The sequence below is a fragment of the Mycobacterium sp. NGS48 genome, from assembly GCF_059812585.1.
Genome location: NZ_JCALCY010000002.1, coordinates 408326 through 428856, shown reverse-complemented (window position 1 = coordinate 428856; position 20531 = coordinate 408326). Strand labels below are relative to the sequence as shown.

The window sequence follows — 20531 nt, the reverse complement described above, 5'->3', positions numbered from 1 at the left end:
GATGCCGCACGTCGCCGCGATTGGCACCTACCTGCCGTGCTGGGGTACCCCCTATCACCGGGCGGCGGGTGACGACGAGGACGCCATCACGCTGGCCGTCGAAGCCGGCCGCGCAGCGCTCCGTGGTGGCGGCGCCGTGGAAAAAGTCATCGTGGTCAGCCGCAGCCTGCCGCTGACCGAAAGCAGCAACGCCGCGGTGTTACTGGCCGGGCTGGGGCTGGATCCCGAGCTGGAAGTTGACGAACGGCTGGGCGGGGCGCCGGCGACGCTTGACGCGCTGAGCTCGGCCCGCCCGCGCACGCTGATCATCGGCGTGGATCTCGACCCGGCCGGCGCGGCGGCACTCGTCACCGCCGAGGACGGATTGCATGTCCGCACCGCCGCCCGCATCGCTCGCAGCTTGCCGGTGCGCACCCGCAACGCCGTCGGAGTGGTGCACGACTACGGCGACCCGCGGCTGTTGCAGCAGCGCGGCGTGGTGGCCTCATTGAAGGCGGCCTGGGTCGACACCCCGCTGGCCGTCGCCGGCGTGGAACACGAGCAGGCCGTTGAGTTGTCCGCCGGTCAGCAGCCCCGGCTACCCACGGTGGGCTCGAGTTCTGGGCTGTTCGCGCTGGCCGACCTGTCAGCCGCGCAGATGACCGGGCGCCTGGTCGCAGTCGAACAGGCCAGCCTGTCCGGAATCACGGTGGTCGGCGGAGAGGCGCGGATCTACCGTCATCAGCCGGCCGCTCGGGTGATGCCCGAGACCACGTTCGTCGCCGGTAGCGATCTGGCGATTTCGTTGGCCGCTTACGAACGCGCCTTCGAAGCCAAAGTCCGCTGGGAGGCAGGCAAACACGCGGACAGCGACGAACTGGACTTTCCGCCGCGCTACCGGGTCGGCGACGACGGGACGCTGGCCACCGACTACGAGCTGGTACCGCTTCCGCGCACCGGCACCGTCTACACCGCGGTCTCGGTGCACATGCCGGTGCCCGGTCTGCGCACGCCGTACGCATTGGCCATCGTCGAACTCGACGACTCGGAGGTGCGCGCACTGGTCAAGGTGACCGGCGCTGAGCCGGACGCGATTTCGATCGGCGAGAAGGGGCGTCTCGTTTTGCGCAGAATCGCCGTGCGGTCGGGTGTTCCGGACTACGGTTACGCCTTCGAACCCGAGGAGGCGGCGGCATGAAGCGAGTGGCCATCGTCGGCGCGGGGATGACGCCGTTCGCCGAACACTTCGCGTTGGGCATCAAAGACCTGCTGCCGATGGCGTTCGCCGACTGCGCGGCCACCGTCGACAAGGGTCTGGCCAAAACCGATCTGCAGGCCGCCTGGTTCGGCGCAATGGGCACCACCGACGGATTTCCGTCGGGCATCTTGGCCGACGCTCTGGGCCTGACCGACGTCCCCGTCACCCGGGTGGAGAACTCCTGTGCCACCGGCAATGACGCCGTACGCAATGCGCTTTTCGGGGTGTCATCTGGCGCATTCGACGTCGCACTGGTCATGGGCGCGGATAAGCTCCGCGAAACCGCGTCGAAGGACCTGCTGTGGGAGTGGGAGGCGATGGCTCGGGACATGGCATGGGACTATCCGCTGGGCCTGGTCGCGCCCGCCGGATTCGCCTTGCACGTCGCGCGCTATCTGCACGAGTCGGCTGCCACCAAAGAGCACATGGCCATGGTCGCGGTCAAAAACCACTACCACGGAGTCACTAACCCCAAGGCGCGCCTGCGCTTCGAGATCACCCTCGAGCAGGCGTTGGCCGCGCCGACCGTGGTCAGCCCCTTCGGTCTCTACGACTGCGCGCCGCAAAGTGACGGCGCGGCAGCACTCGTGCTCGCCGCCGAAGATGTGGTCGACCGGTTCACCGACCGGCCGGTGTGGATCCGCGGTGTCGGCCTCGGACTGGATTCGGTGATGCACCAGCACAAGCCGGACATGACGACGTTTCCGGCCACCGTGCGCGCTGCCAAGCGTGCGTTCACGATGGCCGGCCTGACGCCGGCGGACGTCGATGTCGCCGAAGTCCATGACTACTTCACCGGTATCGAGCTGATCAGCTACGAGGACCTCGGATTCGCCGAGCGGTTCGGTGCGCACAAACTCGTCGAGGAGCAGGTGACCAGCGTCGGCGGCGCACTGCCGGTCAACCCGAGCGGCGGCCTGAAGTCCAAAGGACATCCGCCGGGCGCGACCGGGGTGGCACAATGCGTGGAGCTTTTCGAACAGCTCCGCGGTGAGGCTGCCAACCAGGTGGATGGTGCGCGTATTGGACTGGCGCACAATATCGGTGGTCCGACGGCAGTATCGGCCGTCACCATTGTGGAAGGACCGGGCGCCGATGGCAAGTAAGGGGGCGGAGCGCTGGTCCACCGGGATCAGCTTGCCGAATGGCCTTTCCGGCGCAATGCAGGCCGTCGGCGGGCTTTTCGCGATGTCTGCTGACGCAGTGAAATTCGTGTTCCGCCGGCCCTTCCAATGGCGTGAGTTGCTGGAACAGTCGTGGTTCGTCGCGCGGGTCTCATTGGTGCCGACACTGTTGGTGGCCATACCGTTTACCGTGCTGGTCAGCTTTATTCTCAACATCCTGCTGCGCGAACTAGGTGCTGCCGATCTGTCCGGCGCGGGTGCCGCGTTCGGGGCGGTCACCCAGGTCGGTCCGGTGGTGACCGTGTTGATCGTGGCCGGGGCGGGAGCGACGGCAATGTGTGCCGACCTGGGGTCGCGAACCATCCGCGAGGAGATCGACGCCATGGAGGTACTGGGCATTAACCCGGTGCAGCGCTTGGTGACCCCGCGCATGTTGGCGTCGGGATTAGTGGCCCTGCTGCTCAACAGCCTCGTCGTGATCATCGGAATTCTGGGCGGCTACATCTTCTCGGTGTTCGTCCAGGACGTCAATCCCGGCGCGTTCGCCGCCGGCATCACGTTGTTGACCGGCGTGCCCGAGGTGATCATCTCCTGCGTCAAGGCAGCACTTTTCGGACTGATTGCCGGCTTGGTCGCGTGCTATCGGGGCCTGACCATCTCCGGTGGGGGGGCCAAGGCGGTGGGCAACGCGGTCAACGAGACTGTGGTGTACGCATTCATGGCGCTCTTTGTCATCAACGTGGTGGTCACCGCCATCGGCATCCGATTCTCGAGCAAGTCATGACTGCGCGGACGCTGCGAGCCACCTATCCCCGGACGACCCGTGCCCTCGGCCAATGGCGTAGGCCGGTCGGCGCTTTGGCCGAGCTAGGTGATCACACGTTGTTCTACGGCCGGGCGATCGCCGGGATGCCGCACGCAGTCATCCACTATCGGCGCGAAGTCATTCGCCTCATCGCCGAAATCAGCATGGGTGCTGGAACTTTGGCGATGATCGGCGGAACCGTCGTAATCGTTGGATTTCTGACGCTGGCCGCGGGCGGCACACTCGCCGTCCAAGGCTATAGCTCGCTGGGCAATATCGGCATCGAAGCGCTGACCGGCTTCTTGGCGGCATTCATCAACGTCCGCATCGCGGCGCCGGTGATTGCCGGGATCGGGTTGGCGGCCACGTTCGGTGCCGGTGTGACCGCACAACTGGGCGCCATGCGGATCAGCGAAGAGATCGATGCACTGGAATCCATGGCGATCCGGCCCGTCGAGTACCTGGTCAGCACCAGGATCATCGCCGGGATGCTCGCGATCACACCGCTTTACAGCATTGCGGTTATTTTGTCGTTCCTGGCCAGCCAATTCACCACGGTTGTCTTGTTCGGCCAATCGGGTGGCCTTTACAACCACTACTTCGATACCTTCTTGAACCCCATCGACTTACTGTGGTCGTTCTTGCAGGCGGTCTTGATGGCGGTCGCCGTCCTGTTGTTACATACGTACTACGGGTATTTCGCCTCAGGTGGACCGGAGGGTGTCGGGGTGGCTACGGGTAATGCGGTCCGCACCTCGCTCATTGTTGTGGTATCGGTAACGCTGCTGGTTTCGCTGTCGATCTACGGCTCGAACGGAAACTTCAACCTCTCGGGATAGGAAAGGATCCGATGGAACACACTGGGATACGCGCACTGACGGGTCTGGTGACCGTGGCGATTATCGCCGCGATTGTCGCCGCTGCGGTGGGCTTGTTCCAGGGCAGCTTCACCGAAAGTGTACCGGTTACCGTGCTTTCGCCGCGTGCCGGCTTGGTGATGAACCCGGACGCCAAGGTGAAGATGCGCGGCGTGCAAGTGGGGAAGGTCGATTCGATCGAGGCGCGGCCGAACGGCCAGGCGGTGCTGCACTTGGCGATGTATCCATCCGAGATGCACCTTATTCCCTCCAATGTGCTCGTCGACCTCACGTCGCCAACAGTTTTCGGCGCCAAGTTTGTCGACCTGTTACCGCCGGCCGAACCGTCGGAGCAGCCGTTGCACGCCGGCCAGGTGCTCGACAGCCAACACGTCACGGTCGAGATCAACACCGTCTTCCAGCGGCTGTCGTCGGTTCTAGACACCATCGACCCGGCCAAACTCAACGCAACTCTCGGGGCTTTGGCGACCGCGTTCAGTGGGCGTGGTGAAAAGATCGGTCAGGCACTCAGCGATCTCGACTCGTTTCTGGCGAAACTCGACCCAAGCCTGTCCGCCTTGAGCCACGACACCGCTGTCCTCCCTGCGATAGCCGACGCCTACGCCGACGCGGCGCCGAACCTCGTGAAAACCGCCGCCAATGCGACAACGATCAGTAAGGCGATCGTCGAGGAGCAACACAATTTGGACGCGCTGCTGATCAGCGCGATCGGTTTGGCCGACACCGGCAACGATGTCATCGGCACCAACCGCAAGTCGCTGACAGATGCGTTACATCTGCTGGTGCCGACCACCGATCTCACCAATGCCTACAACAAGGCCTTCAACTGCGGTTTCGGCGGACTCGCCACGTTGTCACACTCTCCGCCGCTCTTCGAACCGGCTATTCACCTATCGGCCACGTTACTGCTCGGCGCTGAACGTTATCGGTACCCGACGGACTTGCCCAAGGTTGCGGCCACCGGTGGCCCGCAGTGTACGGGTCTTCCGAAGCTGCCCTTCAACACCAAGGCGAAGTATGTGGTCGGCGACACCGGTGCCAACCCGTGGAAGTACGGGAACCCACAGATACTGCTGAATTTCGACGGGCTCAAGCAGTTGCTCTACGGGCCGATTGACGGGCCGCCGCGCAACCCCGCTCAGGTTGGACAACAAGGATGAGGGGCTCGTTGCGTGCGACGGTGATCAAGTTCGCGGTCTTCGGGATCGTGATGACGGTGTTGACCGCTTTCTTGTTCTTCATCTTCGGCCAGTACCGCACCGGCGCGGTCACTGGTTATTCGGCGATCTTCAACGATGCTTCACGTCTGAAGGTCGGAGATTCGGTGCGGGTCGCCGGAATCCGGGTGGGCACTGTCAACGGTGTTTCGCTGCGCCCAGACAAGAAGGTTGCGGTGAAGTTCGACGCTGACCGCAATATCATGCTCACCGAGGGCACCAAGGCTGCCGTTCGCTACCTCAACCTGGTCGGTGACCGCTATCTGGAGCTCGTCGACGGCCCGGGATCGACCAAGCGGCTGCCGGTCGGGGGGCAGATTCCCGTCGGGCGCACCGCGCCGGCGCTTGATCTCGATTTGCTGCTCGGTGGGCTGAAACCCGTTATCCAGGGCTTTAATCCGCAAGACGTGAATGCGCTGACTGCATCGCTCATCGAGGTCTTTCAGGGCGAAGGCGGAAACTTGCAGTCGCTGTTCTCGAAGACAACGTCGTTCTCAAATGCTCTGGCCGACAACGACCAGACGGTCCAGCAACTGATCGACAACCTGAACACCGTGGTGGCGACCCTTTCAAAGGACGGCGACAAATTCTCCGGCGCCATCGATCGCCTCGAACAGTTGGTCACCGGATTATCGGACGACCGCGACACCATCGGCACAGCGATCGACTCGTTGAGCAACGGAACCACGTCACTCGCGGATCTGCTGACTAACGCTAGACCCCCGCTGGCCGGCACGGTGGATCAGTTGAGTCGCTTGGCGCCACTGCTCGATCAAGACAAAGACCGAATCGACGCCGCAATCCAGCGGATGCCGAAGAACTTCCGCAAGCTGACACGACTGGGCGTCATGGGTGCCACCATCCCGTACTACTTCTGCTTGCTAACGCTCCGGGGTACGGATTTGCAAGGCAAGACCGTAGTGGCCCCACTGTTCAAGTCTGAAGCGGGAAGGTGCAAGGAACCCAATGCATAAGTACCGCGGAGCTGGGCTGATCAAGGCCGGATTCATCGGCGCTGTCGTGATCGCGCTTGTGATCCTGGTTGGCTTGTCGCCCGACCGGCTGGTGTCGATGGCGACGGCCGTTAAGTACCAGGCGTTGTTTTCCGAAGCCGGCGGTCTGGCGCCAGGCAACGACGTGACAGTGTCCGGCATCAAGGTCGGTTCGGTATCGAGTGTCGCTCTGCGCCATGGCGATGCACTGGTGACGTTCACGCTGAAGGGCAACATCCCCCTCGGCGCCGACACCACCGCGCACATCAGGACCGGTACGCTGCTCGGCGCGCGGATGCTGACTCTGGAGTCGGCCGGCAGCAACGTGATGCATCCGATGGACGTAATCCCCGTGTCGCGGACGTCGTCGCCGTACTCGTTGAGCGAGGCAGTCAGCGATCTCACCACCAACACCACCGGGACCAGCACCCAATCGTTGAACCAGTCGCTGGACACGTTGGCTGCGACGCTCAACCAGATCGCGCCGCAACTGGGTCCGGCCTTTGACGGCCTGACCCGGCTGTCGCGAACCCTCAACGGCCGCAACCAATCACTGGGCCAGCTGCTCAAAAGTGCTGGCGATGTCACCGACATTCTCTCCGAACGCAGCCAGCAAGTGAACCAGCTGATCCTCAACTCCGACGATCTGCTCCAAATATTGGTCGCGCGGCGACAGGAGATCGTCGAGTTGCTGGCCAGCACGTCGGCGGTGGCCCAGCAGTTGTCGGGACTGGTACACGACAACGAGGGCAAGTTGGCGCCGACGCTGGAGAAGCTGAATTCGGTGACCGCGATGTTGGAGAAGAACCGCGACAACATCTCCAAGGCGTTGCCGGGTGCCGCAAAGTTTGCGATTACGTTGGGCGAGGCCGTTTCCAGCATGTTTTCCTACTCAGCGTTCGTGCCGAACCTGTCTGTCCCCCAAATCTTCGGGCCGTTCATGGAATATCTCTGGGGGTTCCGCACCTTCGACCCGGCTCGCGGTCCTGGCTTCCCGTCGCCCCTACCGCGGTCGCTGGTCCCCTTCCCCTACAACGGGATTCCAGAGTGCCCTGGTTGTACGTTGGGCGGACGGATCGGAGGGACGCAATGATGCGGCGCACCAGGCTGTCAATGTGGCTCGCCATCGCCTTGGTGGGACTCGTCCTTGCCGGCGGGGCGGTGGTTGTGCGCGAGATCTTCTTTCGCCCGCGTACCGTCACCGCGTACTTCACGACGACGACCGCGATCTATCCCGGTGACGAAGTGCGCGTCTCCGGCGTCAAAGTCGGCACGATCAAGTCCATCCAACCCGAGGGCACGCGGGCCAAGATGACCCTGCACGTCGACCATGACGTGCCGATTCCAGCGGATGCGAAAGCGGTGATCGTCGCGCAGAACCTGGTTGCTGCCCGCTACGTTCAGCTCACACCCGCCTACCGGGACAGCGGACCCGTCATGGCCGACGGCGCGACAATACCGGTCGAGCGTACCGCGGTACCGGTCGAGTGGGACGAGGTCAAGACCCAATTGATGCGGCTGGCAACGGATCTGGGGCCAAAAGGCGGCGTTTCGGACACATCGGTGGGCCGGTTCATCGACAGCGCCGCCAACGCATTGGGAAATGGCAACGGCGAGAAATTACATCAGGCGTTGGCCCAACTGTCCGGGGTGGGACGGATCCTGGCGGACGGCAGCGGCAACATCGTCGACATCATCAAAAATCTGCAGACCTTCGTCACCGCGCTGCGCGACAGCAACGTCCAACTGGTGCAGTTCAACAATCGGCTCGCCACACTTACCAGCGTGGTCGACGACAGCAAATCCGATTTGGACGCGGCGGTGACGAACCTGTCCACGGCGGTCGGCGAAGTGCAGCGGTTCATCGCGGAAACCCGTGACCAGACCAGCGAGCAGATAACGCGATTGGCCAACGTCACCCAGCCGTTGGTCGACAACCACATGGCGTTGGAAAACCTTCTACACCTCGCCCCGACGGCGATCGCCAACTTCATGAACGACTACAACCCCGACACCGGAACCATCAACGGCGGGTTCGGAATCGTACCCTTCGCGAATTCCACGGCGTCGGGTGCGATTATCCCGTTGCCGATTCCCGGCTGCTCGATGATGGCAGCCGTCGAGACTGTCACCGCGGTCGAATCGGGCAAGTTGTGCGCCCTGTTTCTCGGCCCCGGATTGCGGGTGCTGAACTACAACGAGTCGCCGATCCCCATCAACCCAGTCCTCATGCCGTCGGCGAACCCGGAAAACATCATCTATGCCGAGCCCCGGCTGGCGCCCGGTGGTGAAGGCCCCAAGCCCGGACCGCCCGAGATCCCGCCCGCGGTGTCCGCTTATACCGGATTGAACGGTGATTCGGTTGTGCCCGGGCCGGCGCCGTCGGTACCGCTCCCACGGATACCCGGAGCGGCGATGCCGCTGCCACCGGCGCCGACAGTGCCGATGGAATCGCCACCACCACCTCCGCCACCTGGCCCGCTGCCGGCAGAACGGCCGCAGCCATGACCGTCCGGGCTGGCGTTCGGCGAGTGCTCGCCGTTGGCTGTTGCGTGGTGCTGACCGCAACCGGATGCGCATTCCACGGCCTGAATTCACTACCACTGCCTGGCGCAGTGGGACGCGGGGCAGGTGCCGACACCTATCACGTTGAGATCGCTAATGTCGCTACGCTGGAGTCAAATTCGCCGGTGATGATCGACGATGTAGTGGTCGGCAGTGTTGGCCCGATGACCGTGAAGGGATGGCACGCCGACGTCCAGATCTCGGTAAAGCGCGATGTCGTCATCCCCGCCAACGCGGTAGCAAGTGTCGGTCAAACAAGCCTGCTGGGGTCGATGCACTTGGAGCTCAATCCGCCGCTCGGTCAGCCGGGGGTCGGGCGACTGCAACCGGGCGCCACGATCCCGCTGAACCGGGCGTCGACGTATCCATCGACAGAGCAAACCCTTTCGTCGCTATCGGTGGTCGTCAACGGCGGCGGGCTGGGGCAGTTCGGTGAGATCATCCACAATTTCAGCGCGGCCCTGTCCGGTCGGGCGGGCGCCGTGCGGGATTTGCTCACCCGCCTGGACAAGTTCGTGGGCACGCTCGACCAACAGCGCGACGATATCGTGGCGTCCATCCAGGCGCTGAACCGGCTTGCCGACAGCTTCGCCGGGCAACGCGACGTCATCACTGCGGCGCTGCACAAGATCCCCCCGGCGTTGGAGGTGCTGATCAAAGAGCGGCCGCGCCTGACGGAAGCCCTGGACAAACTTCGGGTGTTCAGCGATACCGCTACCAAGCTGGTCAATGACAGCCAGGCCGACCTCGTCAGGAACCTGAAAAACCTGGAGCCGACGATACGTGCGCTTGCCGACGTCGGACCGGATCTCGACGCGGCTATCGCGTGGGCGTCGGTCTTCCCGTTCGGGCAGAACTTCATCGATCGCGCGGTTCGCGGTGACTACTTCAACGTTTCTCCGGAGCTCGACCTCACGATTCCCCGGCTCAAGCAAGGACCGTTCTTGGGAACCCACTGGGGACAGCTGGGCGCCAGCGAACCACCGGCGCCTGGTGAGCCGCCTTACCTGAACTACACACTCGATCCCTTGCATGCCGGCGTGAGTGCGGCACCACCGGGCGCTCCGCCGCCGCCTAACGCTGTGCCGCTGCCTGGTCCTCCGCCACCGGCCGGGCCGCCACCGGGGTCCCCGGCGGATGCGCCGTCGCCTGCTCCCCCGCCGGGGCCCGCTGCTTCGCCGCCGGGAATCCCGCCGACGGAAGGTGGCGGATAGATGCTGTCGCGCTTCGTCCGAATCCAGCTGGCGATCTTCGCCACGGTCGGGATCATCGGTGTGGTCGCGATGGTTCTCTTCTACATCCAAGCGCCGACCCTGCTGGGCATCGGACGGATGACGGTCACGTTGGAGCTGCCCGCCACCGGCGGCCTCTACCGATTTTCCAACGTGACGTACCGAGGAGTGCAAGTCGGCAAGGTGACCGCGGTGAGCCTGACGCCCAACGGCGCGAAAGCGACGCTGTCTCTTGGCGCTTCGCCCAAGATCCCGGCAGACCTGCAAGCCGAGGTGCGCAGCGTCTCGGCAGTCGGCGAGCAGTACGTGGACTTGCGGCCACGAACCAACTCGGCCCCGTACCTGCGCAACGGCTCAACAATCGTCATGCGCGACACCACGATTCCACAGGCGGTCGGGCCCATGCTCGATCAAGTCAGTGCGCTCGTCAATAGCATCCCCAAGCAAAAGCTCGGCCAATTACTCGACGAGACGTTCCAGGCATTCAACGGCTCCGGTTACGACGTTGGATCACTCTCGGACTCGACCTCCCGAATTGCGGATTACTCCAACGCTATTGCCGACCGCACCCGAACCCTGATCGACGACAGCGGACCGTTCCTGGACTCCCAGGCGCAGACCACCGACGCGATCCGAACGTGGGCGCGCAGCTTCGCCGGTATCTCGGACGTGCTCGCCAACGACGACTCGCGAGTTCGTACGGTGCTGCAGAATGGCCCCGAGGCCGCGAACGAGGCGTCACGGCTTCTCGAGCAGGTCAAACCGACGCTGCCGGTTCTGCTGGCCAACCTCACCACCATCGGTCAGATCGGCGTCACCTACCACCCGGGGCTGGAACAACTGCTGGTACTACTGCCGCCACTGGTCGCCATCGAGCAAACGGCCAACGGCATAAACTGGCCGAACGGTCTCGCCCATGGCGACTTCGCACTCACAATCGACGATCCGCCGATCTGCACGGTCGGCTTCCTGCCGCAGAGCAGTTGGCGATCGCCGGACGACGAAAGCGACATCGACACTCCGGACGGGCTGTATTGCAAACTGCCGCAGGACTCACCGCTCTCGGTGCGCGGCGCCCGTAACTATCCGTGCATGGACAAGCCCGGAAAGCGTGCACCGACGGTCGAAATTTGCAAAAGCGACAAGCCATACATGCCGCTGGCGATGCGCCAACACGTTCTGGGTCCCTCTCCGCTGGACCCGAACCTACTGGCGCAGGGCATTCCGCCCGACGACCGAGTCACCTCGGACCAGAGAATTTTCGGGCCACTCGAGGGGACACCGCTGCCGCCGGGGGCGGTCCCGCGCGGCACGCCGCCGGGTCCGCGCGGAACGTACGGGCCACCGGGGCCGGGGCATGCTTCGCCGCCGGTGCCGTCGTCGGGCTACATGTCGACACAGGCGGCCGATTATCCGCCGATAGCGCCGCTGGATGTTCCTGCGCCGGGCGAAGTTTCGCAACCCGCAGCCGTACCCGCGCCGGCCCCGCTTCCCTCACCACCCGACAAAGGCAATGGTGATCAGCCGCGGGCGGCTCACAGCTCATTCGCGCCCAAGATAGCCGGTCCGCTGGCGGCCGTCGCGACGGCACAATACGATCCGCGTACCGGTCGATATGTCAGTCGTGACGGCCACGTATACCAGCAGTCAGATTTGGTGAAGCCGGCTGCGCCCAAAACGTGGCGGGACATGCTGCCTACCTGAAGCCCGGGCTCGAATGCTCGATTAGCCGATCTTGTCGAGCCGCACCGGCATCTCGACGGTGAGCCACTGGTTCTGGCCGCAGGCGCCGCTTGGCCCGATTGTCTTGTCCTTGCCGGCCAGCGTCGGTGATCCGGTCACTACTTGACCGCTTCCGTTCGGGTCGACCGGCCAGAAAGTGAATTCCTGGCGGCCGGTGAATGCGGTACCGTCCTCGCATTTTTCCCAGTCGGGCACGTCGTGCGTGACGTACCACATGAGACCGTCACGTATGTGGATCGGTGCAGTCCAACCCTGCGCGCTGTGCACCGTACCGGTGCACTCCTCGAAGGTGGTGCAGGTTGAGCTGATCGTCCACGTGGTGGTGACGACCGCCTCTTGATTGAACTGACGGTTGATCTTGGCCAAATTGCCGTTGGACGTGACTTGATACGTCCCGTTGAGGGCGACGTCCTCCTTGGTAGTCGCCCCCGCCGGTGAGGCAGGGCCGAAAGTACCGAATACGTTGGCGGCCACCAGCATCGCGGCGGCGGTTATTTCCATTGAACGCATTGCGTGTTCCTTGACCCAACTAGAAGATACGGGCTTTCCGGTGCCGGCAGCGGCGTCGCTGAGCGTGAAGAGTAACACCAGCTTCGCCGCTAAGTCGCCGATCCGCATAACCGACCGTCGCGGCCATCACAATGGATCTAACTTCGCTATCAGCCAGGATCCATTGACTTTCGTCAGCGTCACCACGACGCTGCTGGCTGTCGTCAACGGCTCTGGTTTTTCTTTGCTTGCGGTGTTCTGGTTCATGAACACCAAGACGATCGCCGAATCCGGATGCATCTCAATTGCGGCTGCCCGCAGTACTTCGGCCGTCGCAATAAGATGCCCCTGCCGCGCCGCGGGCGCGATGAAGTCCTGACTAAACCTGCTGTAGTAGGACAGAAATTCTCCGGTCGAAAGTGACTTGGCCCGGGCGAAGTCGTGGTCCAGATTGTCATAGGAATACGACAGCACCGCGACGGCACCGTCCGAAGCCGCTTGGACTGCCTGATGTGTGGCCGCGCCGCCGATCCGCTGAGCCGGACGGTACTGGAAGAAGAACAAACCGGCAGCAACCGCGATCGTGGCAATGACCAACGCCGTCGCACAAATTGGACGCCACCTCGCTAGACATCGGCGGGCGAGGCGCCCGGCGGCTGACGATCCGCTGGCGCGCACCGATTCCTCGCCAGCGGTTACTTCCTCCGCCTCGCCGATGGGCGGAGTTTCCACGCTGTCTGGCGACGACTCTTGCTCGACACTCATTGCAGGAAATCAACTCCGGACATCTTGAGCTGACCGCCGTCCCGCTCGATCTTGACGCTGATCCGCCACAACATCGGGGGGCGTTTCGAGTTGTCCGGATCGGTGACGTCGGATTTCACCGAGACAAGTGCGACGCCCGAATTCTCGGTCCATGACTCGACACCGACGGCTTCCACCGTGACCTTGCTGATCACCTTCGATTCCTCGGCCCGCTGAGCCATGAATCCCGATCGCGCTTCCAGTTGGGTTTTGAGCTCGCCGGTGGACGCGTCGATGCTGCGCTGAATGTCATCCTTGGCGTGCTTTGGGTCGATGGTCATCAACGCTGTGACCCCAGAACGTGCGGCCGCAGCGAACTCCGGGGCGAGCTGCCGTTTGTGCGCGATGGCGTGGTCCTGCCACACCATATAGCCGCTAGCACCGAGCGAGGCGCAGATGAGCACAATCCCGACACCGACAGCCACCGCTTTCCGGCTAGGGCGACGGACCCGTGGTGGGCGCCAACGTCGCGCTCTTACCAATGTTGGCCCGTCCACATCAGTGTCGTCTTCGGTCTCCTCGACGTTGCCGGTTTGGTCGCCGCAGTCGGCTTCGGCATCTTGGCGTAGTTGCGTTGCGAGTGCGCGGGCCGCCTCGGCGCGCGCCCCTGCACGGATGACCTCTTCCTCGGCTTCAGCTAGCGAGGCGGACAGCTCGGGGCCGGTCGCGGGGTCCGTATCGGAATCGGTCACTTGCCTCCAACCATCGCCGGCGCAACCGAGTCGTGGCGGTCTGACAACTTCCAACCACGCACGGAGAATGACATTACCAGCACGTGTGTTAGCGCACGGAAGCCATCACCAATGTCCAGATCTTTGAGCACGTGCCATTGCGGCCATAGCGCACTTGCGGGCCTGCAGGAACACGCGGCGGGTGGGGCGCTGCATCCGGAGCCGGCCTTCTCCAAAAAAGAGAATTTTCTTATCGGCTATGCCAGGCTAGCTTGGTGCGATTCATCGTGGCTGTGGTCGCCCCGCTGATCGGTGTCGGCATGTCGATGCCGCCGCCGGCTGCCGCGGGGCCCACGGTGTGCGACTATCCGGCCTGCACTCCGGGCATTGCTCCGAATATGGTTCTCGGCGCTCCGTGCGACAACACCACTTATTACGTATTCGGCGTCTCCGGCGGTTATGTGCCCGCCACCCAACCCGGACGGCTGATGTTCTGCGGCTCGCCTAGGCAATATCAGCCGCGATGGTTCCGGTCACCTCCGATGGCCGGAATCAAGGACGAAGGCGCCGAATGCGGGCTGCGGTACCAGAACTATGTTGCGCAGGCGCCTGATGGTCTCTTCCTGGTGTGCATAGGGCATGACGGTGTCACTACTTGGGTGCGGGCCGACACATAGCCGGAAAAATCTTTGCCGGCCGCACCCAATAGTCGGCCAAAGCCCGCGGGCGACAAAGAACGGAGAGACCGTGAAGACCCCGAAGATCGCAGTGGTCAGTGTCGTGCTCGTCTCAACCGCTTTAGCCCTCGCGCCGACTGCCGCGGCCAGGATGCCGTTCGGTAACTTCGTCCTACAGACCCCGCGGGATCCGGGCCACTCGTGGATCTGGTCGGTCGCGCCGTGCGCCCGCGATACGGTCGTGCCCACCACGGACTGCGTCCATGTAGACGCCCTGCCGAGACCCAATGGCCAGGCGGCGCCCTGGAATACCGACGCAAACCTCGCGAATGGTCGTTACACGATGGTCATCGATGTGCCCGATGGAGTGCGCTGCACGGTGTACTTTCTGCCATCGCACGACACGTATTCCTGGGATCCGGTGACGCTGGCCGGTTCGGTGGACTCGACTTTCGACGCCGGCTGCGGAGGTGCTCCGGGCGGGACCGTGAGCTTCCCGTTTTCGTTGGTGCGTTACTAGGACTAACCAGTTGCGCCATCCGGCGCTGGTTGCGCGACAAACGCAGTGCGCCGGATTGTCAACGGGAGGTCGACCGAACTCAGCAATCCGGTCTCTGCGGCAACAACAGGTGCGCGGCGACACGTAGCCTCGCTATCTTCATCGTGTGAGCAGGCTGGCCGACGCGCCGCGCAGCACCTTTGCCAGATCATCGGCTCGGTATGCGGCCGGCCTGGCGTTCGCGCACCTGCTCAGCGTCGCCGAAATTCTTATCGTCGTCGTCGCACTAACCGGTCATAGGCTCGGCTCATTCCATCCGGACTTCGATGCGAAGTACGTCATCACATCGGTGACAGTGATCGTCCTGGGCACGGTTGCCGTGTTGGCCGCCGGGTTCCTGCTGATCATTCCTTCGTTGCGCTGGTTCGTTCCCCACCGCGAGCCTGACCCAGATCAACGGCGTGCGGCGATGGACCTGGTCCGGAATCAGTCGATAGTTTTAGCGTCGACGTGGGCGGCCAGCGGCGCGATCTTCGTATTGCTCAACCTCGATGGCGGCCTCACAGTCGCGGTGGCGACCTGTATGGCCATCGTTTTCGGCGGTTCCGCAGCGACAGGCACCGCCGTACTGCTCAGCCAACGTCCGCTCCGGCCGATTGTTGCCGCTGCCACAACGGATTTCGAGGGTTTTGTGACGGCACCGGGCGTGCTGGCCAGACTAATAGGCATGTGGTTGCTATCCAGCGGGCTCCCGATGTTGGGGATTGCGACGCTGATCATCTTGCGGTCGAACGGCTGGATCGTCCCGAAGACCACGTCTGTCGAGACCGCCGTTTTGGTGCTTGCCCTTGTCGCGGTGATGCTGGGCCTGCGTGGGATGATTCTGGTGGCCCGATCAATTTCAGACCCCGTACGCGACGTCGTCGACGCCATGGCAGAAATCGAGCATGGGCAAGTTGGAACGTTCGTCAAGGTTTACGAGCGTTCCGAAATCGGGCTTCTCCAAAGCGGATTCAACCGTATGGTTGGCGGACTCACCGAACGGGACCGCCTCCGCGACTTGTTTGGCCGGCATGTCGGGGTCGACGTCGCGCGTCGTGCAGTAGAAGAAGGTGCATCGCTATCCGGCGAAGTAGGAGAAGCGGCGGTGTTGTTCGTGGACCTCGTGGGTTCGACCGAGCTGGCGGCCAGTCGACCGCCTGATGAGGTCGCCGGTGTGCTGAACGAATTTTTCCGGATCGTAGTCGGAGCGGTCGACCAACAGCGGGGCTTCATCAACAAGTTTCAGGGTGACGCCGCACTGGCGGTCTTCGGCGCGCCGCTCCGCAACAGCAGGGCGGCGTCGGCTGCTTTGGCAACTGCGCGCGCCTTGCAGACGCGGTTGCGCGAGTTGCCGGTGGTGGACTTCGGTATCGGGATATCGGCCGGCCGGGTTTTTGCAGGCAACATCGGTGCCGAAAACCGCTATGAATACACGGTGGTCGGCGATGCGGTCAACGAAGCGGCGCGACTGGCCGACCTCGCGAAAACCTCGGAGCGCCGGGTGCTGTGTTCGGATGCCGCCCTTACACGTGCCGACGAGGCCGAGCGGCAGCACTGGGTGGCCCATGGTTCCACGGTGCTGCGTGGACGCTCGGAAGCCACGCAGATCATGACGCCCGCTCACTAGCTGTCGACGATGGCGAGGCTGCGGTCCCACAGGTTGCGGCTCAGTTCGGCGTCGTGGGCATGTCTATTCGTTTTCGCAATGTGGCGCTTCAGATAGTGCTCGCCGCCTTTCCAGTCGACACCGGGCGTGCCGGTGGAACGCCAGATCAGTTGATCTGCTACCTGTTCGGCGGTCGACGTGAGATGTCGCACCGGCGTGCGGTACACGACGCCCAGGAACCGCGGACGACGTTCTCGCCGGCTGGCGCGGCTCACCCCGTCATGGTAAACGTGAGGTGCAGTTCGGAAAGCCCGCGCAGTATGTAGGTCGGTTCATAGGTGTAGCGGCGTTCACCGGCCGGCCCGTGTTTTGCCTCGCTGGCCGCGATGTCGGTCATCCGGTCCAGGATGCGCTCGAGCGAGACGCGGCCCTCCACCCGCGCCAGTGGCGCACCGGGACAAGAATGCACGCCACGGGCAAACGCCATGTGCTCGCGAACGTTCTTGCGGTCCAGCTGGAACTCGTGCGGATTGTCGAACCGGCGCGGATCACGGTTGACCGCACCGGGCAACACCATCACGACGGTGCCAGCGGGGATGTCGACGCCGCCCACCGTGGCGGGCTTGCGGGCCAGCCTTGAGTCGCTTTTGACTGGGCTCTCCATCCGCAGCGATTCCTCGATGAAGCCGGGAATCAGGCTGCGGTCATTTCGCAGCTGCTGCTGAATGTCGGGCCGGTCGCCGAGCACCTGCAGTGCCGCGGAGAGCAGCTTAGCGGTGGTTTCCTGACCGGCCGCGAACAGGAAGGTTGCCGATCGGCTCACCTCGATGACCTCAGGCGTAGTTCCGTCGGGATACTTTGCCGTCGCCAACGCGGTCAGCACGTCGTCGCGGGGCGCACTGCGCCGCTCCTCGATGTAGGAGCAGAACTTGTCGTCGAGCCACTCCAGCGGGTTGACGCCGACCGATTCGTGGTCGAGCGCACCGACCCGTGCGCCCGGACGATCCGCTCCCAGGATGGTGCGAAATTCCTGGTGGTCTTCTTCTGGGACTCCGAGCAGGTCGGCGATCACCAAGGTGGCGAAGGGCTTTGAGTATTCGGCGATGAATTCGCACTTGCCCTCACCGAGGAACTCCTCGAGCTGACGGTCCGCGAGCCGCCACATGAAGTCCTCGTTCTCCTTGAGCCGGCTCGGCGTCAACAGCCGGCTCAGCAGCGACCGGGCGCGGGTGTGGTCTGGCGGGTCCATGGTGACCATGTGCTCGAACATCGGAAACTGGTCGCGGTGGGAGTCGATCAGCGGACTGAGGTCATCGCAATCGACTTCGAACGGCAGCGGCGGGAACGGCCCTCCGAGCGCGACGCAGTTCGAAAACGAGTCGGTGTCTTTATAGACCGCGTTCGCCTCTTCCCAGCCGGTGACGGCGACGACGTTGTAGTGCGGGAGCTTGAGCACCGGGTTTTGGTCGCGGAGGTAGTCGAAGTAAGCGTAAGGATCGGGGACCAGGGACGGGTCGGTGAAGAAGTCGATCGACTCGAAGGTGGTGGTCATGGTGTTACGCGTCTCCTTCAGACTTGGGCTGTGTGTCGCGGCGAGACGTAGCACCGCCCGCGTACGAGATCGTCAAAGTGCTGAGCAACTGCTTAGCATGGCGTTAAGGTCGTGGTCAAGGTCGACGCTACGATCGGCGAGTTCATCAAGGATCGGGAGAGGGATGACGTCCGCACGCAGAATCGGAGCGCCCGACGCGAAAAACCGCGGCGTACTGCTCGACGCGGCGGAGCAGCTCATGCTCGAAGAAGGTTATGCCGCAGTCACGTCTCGCCGTGTCGCCGAGAAGGCCGGGCTGAAACCGCAACTCGTGCACTATTACTTCCGCACAATGGACGATCTGTTCCTGGCGGCGTTTCGCCGCCGTGGTGAAGAAGGCCTCGAGTTGCATGCGCGGGCGTTGGCGTCGCCGCAACCGCTATGGGCGTTGTGGCGGTTCAGTCTCGATCCGGCGGCCACCGCGGTGACCATGGAGTACGTTGCCTTGGCCAATCATCGCAAAGCGCTCAAAGCCGAAATCGCTTACTACGCAGAGCGTTTCCGTGAAGAGCAGGCTAAGGCGGTGTCAGCGGTGATGGAGCGCTACGGCATGGCTGTCGCCGAGGTGCCGCCGTTGGTATGGTCGGTGTTGATCACGAGCGTGTCCCGGGTGCTGGTCATGGAACAAGCGCTGGGTATGTCTGCGGGCCACGCTGAAACCGCGGCGTTCGTGGAGGGTTACCTGCAGCGCCTCGAGGGCGATCCCGTCCCGGACGGTGCGTCGGCGACTCCCTGACTCACTGAGCGCTGGTTGAGTTGAGCTGTGCTAGCGGGTCGTTGTCCCGCACCCGCCCTGTCGCCCACAACACCGCGTCCGCCGATGCCGGCGGCTGACCGGTACTCCATCGCACTGGTTCGTCGTTGATTCGATCGCAGCAGAACCCGTCGGGTATGACTGCCCGGTGGCCAGCGGGCCGGGACTGCATCCATGATCTCCTTGGATCGTATGCGCAAGTCGCGTTGAGTGATTTCGGGTTGCGCAGTCACGCGACCGCGGTAGCACTGTGTAGCACCACGTGCTACTCACCGGTTGCCAATACACACTTGCCGACGTGACGTGTGGTGTGAGGCCGCTGTCAGTTGCCGGCGAGCCAACAGCCGCGCAAGTCGGCAACGGGCGCCTGGGTCACCAGGTGCGCTGCGAACAGATCACGCCCTTGGCGCCGTCGTTCGAGACGACCACCTTCCCGTCGATGATCAGAGCACAGTGAAACTGTGGCGTGCCAGGTTCGGTACCGGTGCTGACTACGACCATGGCGTACACGTCGGGCGTCGAGAGCATGACCGGAGGCGAAACCCAGGGGTGACCCGGCGCGATATCGGCGTTCACGTGGGGAGTGAACTGGTAGGGGTTGTGGCTGTAGTCGGAAAACTTGGGCGGCTGCTGATCCAGGTAATAGATGTCGGCATAGATCGGATGGGCTGACGTGATGACGTACCTGACCTCATGCATTGGGTCGTCCGCTTGTGACGGCGCGGCGAATGTTGTCGCGGTCACCACCATCGCCAATGCTGCACCCAGCAGAGATTTCATCTCGCACCTCCTTTGGCGCTGCGGTTCATCACCAGATCGGCGGCCGCCCAGTGGGCGTCGCTGACCCACAGTCGGGCGAAGGCTTTCACCGCATCGTCGGCGGACACCCCTTTCACCACCCGTTTGATCTCACCGGCCGCGCGGTGTGCCAACTGGCCGGCGATCTGCCGCCAATCATCGTCGAAGCTGGACCGCGGCAATATCCGATCGACCAATCCGATGCGCTCGGCCTCGGCAGCGTCCAGCACGGTGCCCGTTCCAGCCAGCAGCAGCGCCCGGCTTTTGCCGACCAGTGCGGCCAGCCGCTCCGCGCCGCCCCAGGCCGGCATGATCTCCAGCGCTACTTGATTGAAGCCGATCCGGATGTCTTCGGCGGCCAGCCGAATGTCAGCGGCCACGGCGACTTCGGCCCCGCCGCCGAGCGCGTGCCCGTTGAGGGCGGCGATCACCGGCGCGGGGAATCCGGCGAGGCGATCGCAGATGGACCGCATCCGCCACGCCATCGTCGCGGCGTCGTCCTCGGTCCTGATGGCGCTGAGTTCTTTGAGGTCTCCGCCCGACACGAACGCCCGATCACCCGCGCCGGTGATGACCAGCGCGCTGGCGCCCTCGGCCGCGTCGATCGCCTTATCCAACTGGTCCATGGTGTCCAGCGCGATGGCGTTGCGGGCGTGTGGCCGGTCAATGGTGAGCACGGCAAGACCCTGGTCAAACTCCAGATCCACCATGTGCGGGTCTCCATCGCGATATTGGCATTCTCCTGGCAGGAGAATAACATCGCCCCTGCCTGTCGAAGGATCCCAACATTTTGCCGGTCGGAGCCCC

General features: G+C 63.6%; 21 protein-coding genes and 1 pseudogene. 14 read left to right on the top strand and 8 right to left on the bottom strand.

Translation table 11 applies throughout. The features are described 5' to 3' along the window. Position 1 precedes the first annotated feature (1 nt). Genes AC5Y42_RS05760 through AC5Y42_RS05715 form a run of 10 tightly spaced genes read left to right on the top strand, consistent with a single transcriptional unit; the run spans position 2 to position 11754 of the window. Positions 2-1177 carry a Zn-ribbon domain-containing OB-fold protein gene (locus AC5Y42_RS05760; protein WP_499896463.1) on the top strand — a complete coding sequence of 392 codons (1176 nt, stop codon included), beginning with the start codon at positions 2-4 and terminating at the stop codon, positions 1175-1177. Beyond that, entirely contained in the window at positions 1174-2343 is a 1170-nt protein-coding gene (locus AC5Y42_RS05755; RefSeq protein WP_499896461.1) for a thiolase C-terminal domain-containing protein, read from the top strand. Before AC5Y42_RS05760 ends, AC5Y42_RS05755 begins: the two co-directional genes overlap by 4 nt. Continuing rightward, positions 2333-3145, top strand: coding sequence for an MlaE family ABC transporter permease (locus tag AC5Y42_RS05750; protein ID WP_499896460.1), 813 nt, complete (start codon positions 2333-2335; stop codon positions 3143-3145). The genes AC5Y42_RS05755 and AC5Y42_RS05750 overlap by 11 nt, the downstream gene beginning before the upstream one ends. Then, positions 3142-4005, top strand: a complete 864-nt coding sequence (locus AC5Y42_RS05745; RefSeq protein ID WP_499896458.1) for an MlaE family ABC transporter permease — start codon at positions 3142-3144, stop codon at positions 4003-4005. The genes AC5Y42_RS05750 and AC5Y42_RS05745 overlap by 4 nt, the downstream gene beginning before the upstream one ends. Positions 4006-4016: 11 nt before the next feature. Then, the gene (locus AC5Y42_RS05740; RefSeq protein WP_499896457.1) at positions 4017-5204 is read left to right on the top strand and encodes an MCE family protein; all 1188 of its coding nucleotides are present in this window, start codon (positions 4017-4019) and stop codon (positions 5202-5204) included. Further along, the gene (locus AC5Y42_RS05735; RefSeq protein WP_499896455.1) at positions 5201-6235 is read left to right on the top strand and encodes an MCE family protein; all 1035 of its coding nucleotides are present in this window, start codon (positions 5201-5203) and stop codon (positions 6233-6235) included. Before AC5Y42_RS05740 ends, AC5Y42_RS05735 begins: the two co-directional genes overlap by 4 nt. Further along, entirely contained in the window at positions 6228-7346 is a 1119-nt protein-coding gene (locus AC5Y42_RS05730; protein ID WP_499896453.1) for an MCE family protein, read from the top strand. The genes AC5Y42_RS05735 and AC5Y42_RS05730 overlap by 8 nt, the downstream gene beginning before the upstream one ends. Then, positions 7343-8761: an MCE family protein gene (locus AC5Y42_RS05725; RefSeq protein WP_499896452.1), complete on the top strand. Its 1419-nt coding sequence runs from the start codon at positions 7343-7345 to the stop codon at positions 8759-8761. Before AC5Y42_RS05730 ends, AC5Y42_RS05725 begins: the two co-directional genes overlap by 4 nt. Then, positions 8758-10032, top strand: a complete 1275-nt coding sequence (locus AC5Y42_RS05720; RefSeq protein ID WP_499896450.1) for an MCE family protein — start codon at positions 8758-8760, stop codon at positions 10030-10032. Before AC5Y42_RS05725 ends, AC5Y42_RS05720 begins: the two co-directional genes overlap by 4 nt. Then, positions 10033-11754: an MCE family protein gene (locus AC5Y42_RS05715; protein WP_499896448.1), complete on the top strand. Its 1722-nt coding sequence runs from the start codon at positions 10033-10035 to the stop codon at positions 11752-11754. It abuts the gene before it with no gap. A gap of 21 nt (positions 11755-11775) precedes the next feature. Here AC5Y42_RS05715 and AC5Y42_RS05710 read toward each other — a convergent pair whose 3' ends face one another. The 3 genes from AC5Y42_RS05710 to AC5Y42_RS05700 form a co-directional block, all read right to left on the bottom strand. Beyond that, entirely contained in the window at positions 11776-12303 is a 528-nt protein-coding gene (locus AC5Y42_RS05710; protein WP_499896794.1) for an Rv2253/PknI dimerization domain-containing protein, read from the bottom strand. A 126-nt stretch (positions 12304-12429) separates the two neighbouring features. Beyond that, the gene (locus AC5Y42_RS05705; protein WP_499896447.1) at positions 12430-13047 is read right to left on the bottom strand and encodes an Rv1363c family protein; all 618 of its coding nucleotides are present in this window, start codon (positions 13045-13047) and stop codon (positions 12430-12432) included. After that, positions 13044-13778 (bottom strand): Rv1363c family protein, encoded by a 735-nt coding sequence (locus tag AC5Y42_RS05700; RefSeq protein WP_499896446.1) that lies wholly within the window; start codon positions 13776-13778, stop codon positions 13044-13046. Before AC5Y42_RS05700 ends, AC5Y42_RS05705 begins: the two co-directional genes overlap by 4 nt. Before the next feature lie 254 nt (positions 13779-14032). On the opposite strand from AC5Y42_RS05700, the gene AC5Y42_RS05695 reads away from it, so the two are divergent. From AC5Y42_RS05695 to AC5Y42_RS05685, 3 genes are all read left to right on the top strand, one after another. Further along, a complete protein-coding gene (locus AC5Y42_RS05695; protein ID WP_499896438.1) occupies positions 14033-14434 on the top strand; it encodes a hypothetical protein in 402 nt (133 codons plus the stop codon). A gap of 151 nt (positions 14435-14585) precedes the next feature. Further along, positions 14586-14954: a hypothetical protein gene (locus AC5Y42_RS05690; RefSeq protein WP_499896793.1), complete on the top strand. Its 369-nt coding sequence runs from the start codon at positions 14586-14588 to the stop codon at positions 14952-14954. A 211-nt stretch (positions 14955-15165) separates the two neighbouring features. After that, a complete protein-coding gene (locus tag AC5Y42_RS05685; RefSeq protein ID WP_499896791.1) occupies positions 15166-16602 on the top strand; it encodes an adenylate/guanylate cyclase domain-containing protein in 1437 nt (478 codons plus the stop codon). Here the strand turns inward: AC5Y42_RS05685 and AC5Y42_RS05680 are convergent. Then, positions 16599-16856: a hypothetical protein gene (locus AC5Y42_RS05680; RefSeq protein WP_499896436.1), complete on the bottom strand. Its 258-nt coding sequence runs from the start codon at positions 16854-16856 to the stop codon at positions 16599-16601. The genes AC5Y42_RS05685 and AC5Y42_RS05680 overlap by 4 nt on opposite strands. Further along, complete coding sequence (locus AC5Y42_RS05675; RefSeq protein WP_499896432.1) at positions 16853-18133, bottom strand: cytochrome P450; 1281 nt, start codon at positions 18131-18133, stop codon at positions 16853-16855. Before AC5Y42_RS05675 ends, AC5Y42_RS05680 begins: the two co-directional genes overlap by 4 nt. A 163-nt stretch (positions 18134-18296) precedes the next feature. Here AC5Y42_RS05675 and AC5Y42_RS05670 point away from each other — a divergent pair, with 163 nt between their 5' ends. Then, positions 18297-18908 (top strand): TetR/AcrR family transcriptional regulator, encoded by a 612-nt coding sequence (locus AC5Y42_RS05670; protein WP_499896430.1) that lies wholly within the window; start codon positions 18297-18299, stop codon positions 18906-18908. Between the two features lie 40 nt (positions 18909-18948). Here the strand turns inward: AC5Y42_RS05670 and AC5Y42_RS05665 are convergent. The 3 genes and pseudogenes from AC5Y42_RS05665 to AC5Y42_RS05655 form a co-directional block, all read right to left on the bottom strand. Further along, positions 18949-19080: pseudogene (locus AC5Y42_RS05665) on the bottom strand (pyridine nucleotide-disulfide oxidoreductase); the annotation flags it as partial. A gap of 218 nt (positions 19081-19298) precedes the next feature. Then, complete coding sequence (locus AC5Y42_RS05660) at positions 19299-19706, bottom strand: Rv2576c family protein (protein ID WP_499896429.1); 408 nt, start codon at positions 19704-19706, stop codon at positions 19299-19301. Continuing rightward, positions 19703-20434: an enoyl-CoA hydratase/isomerase family protein gene (locus AC5Y42_RS05655; protein WP_499896427.1), complete on the bottom strand. Its 732-nt coding sequence runs from the start codon at positions 20432-20434 to the stop codon at positions 19703-19705. Before AC5Y42_RS05655 ends, AC5Y42_RS05660 begins: the two co-directional genes overlap by 4 nt. Positions 20435-20531 lie beyond the last annotated feature (97 nt).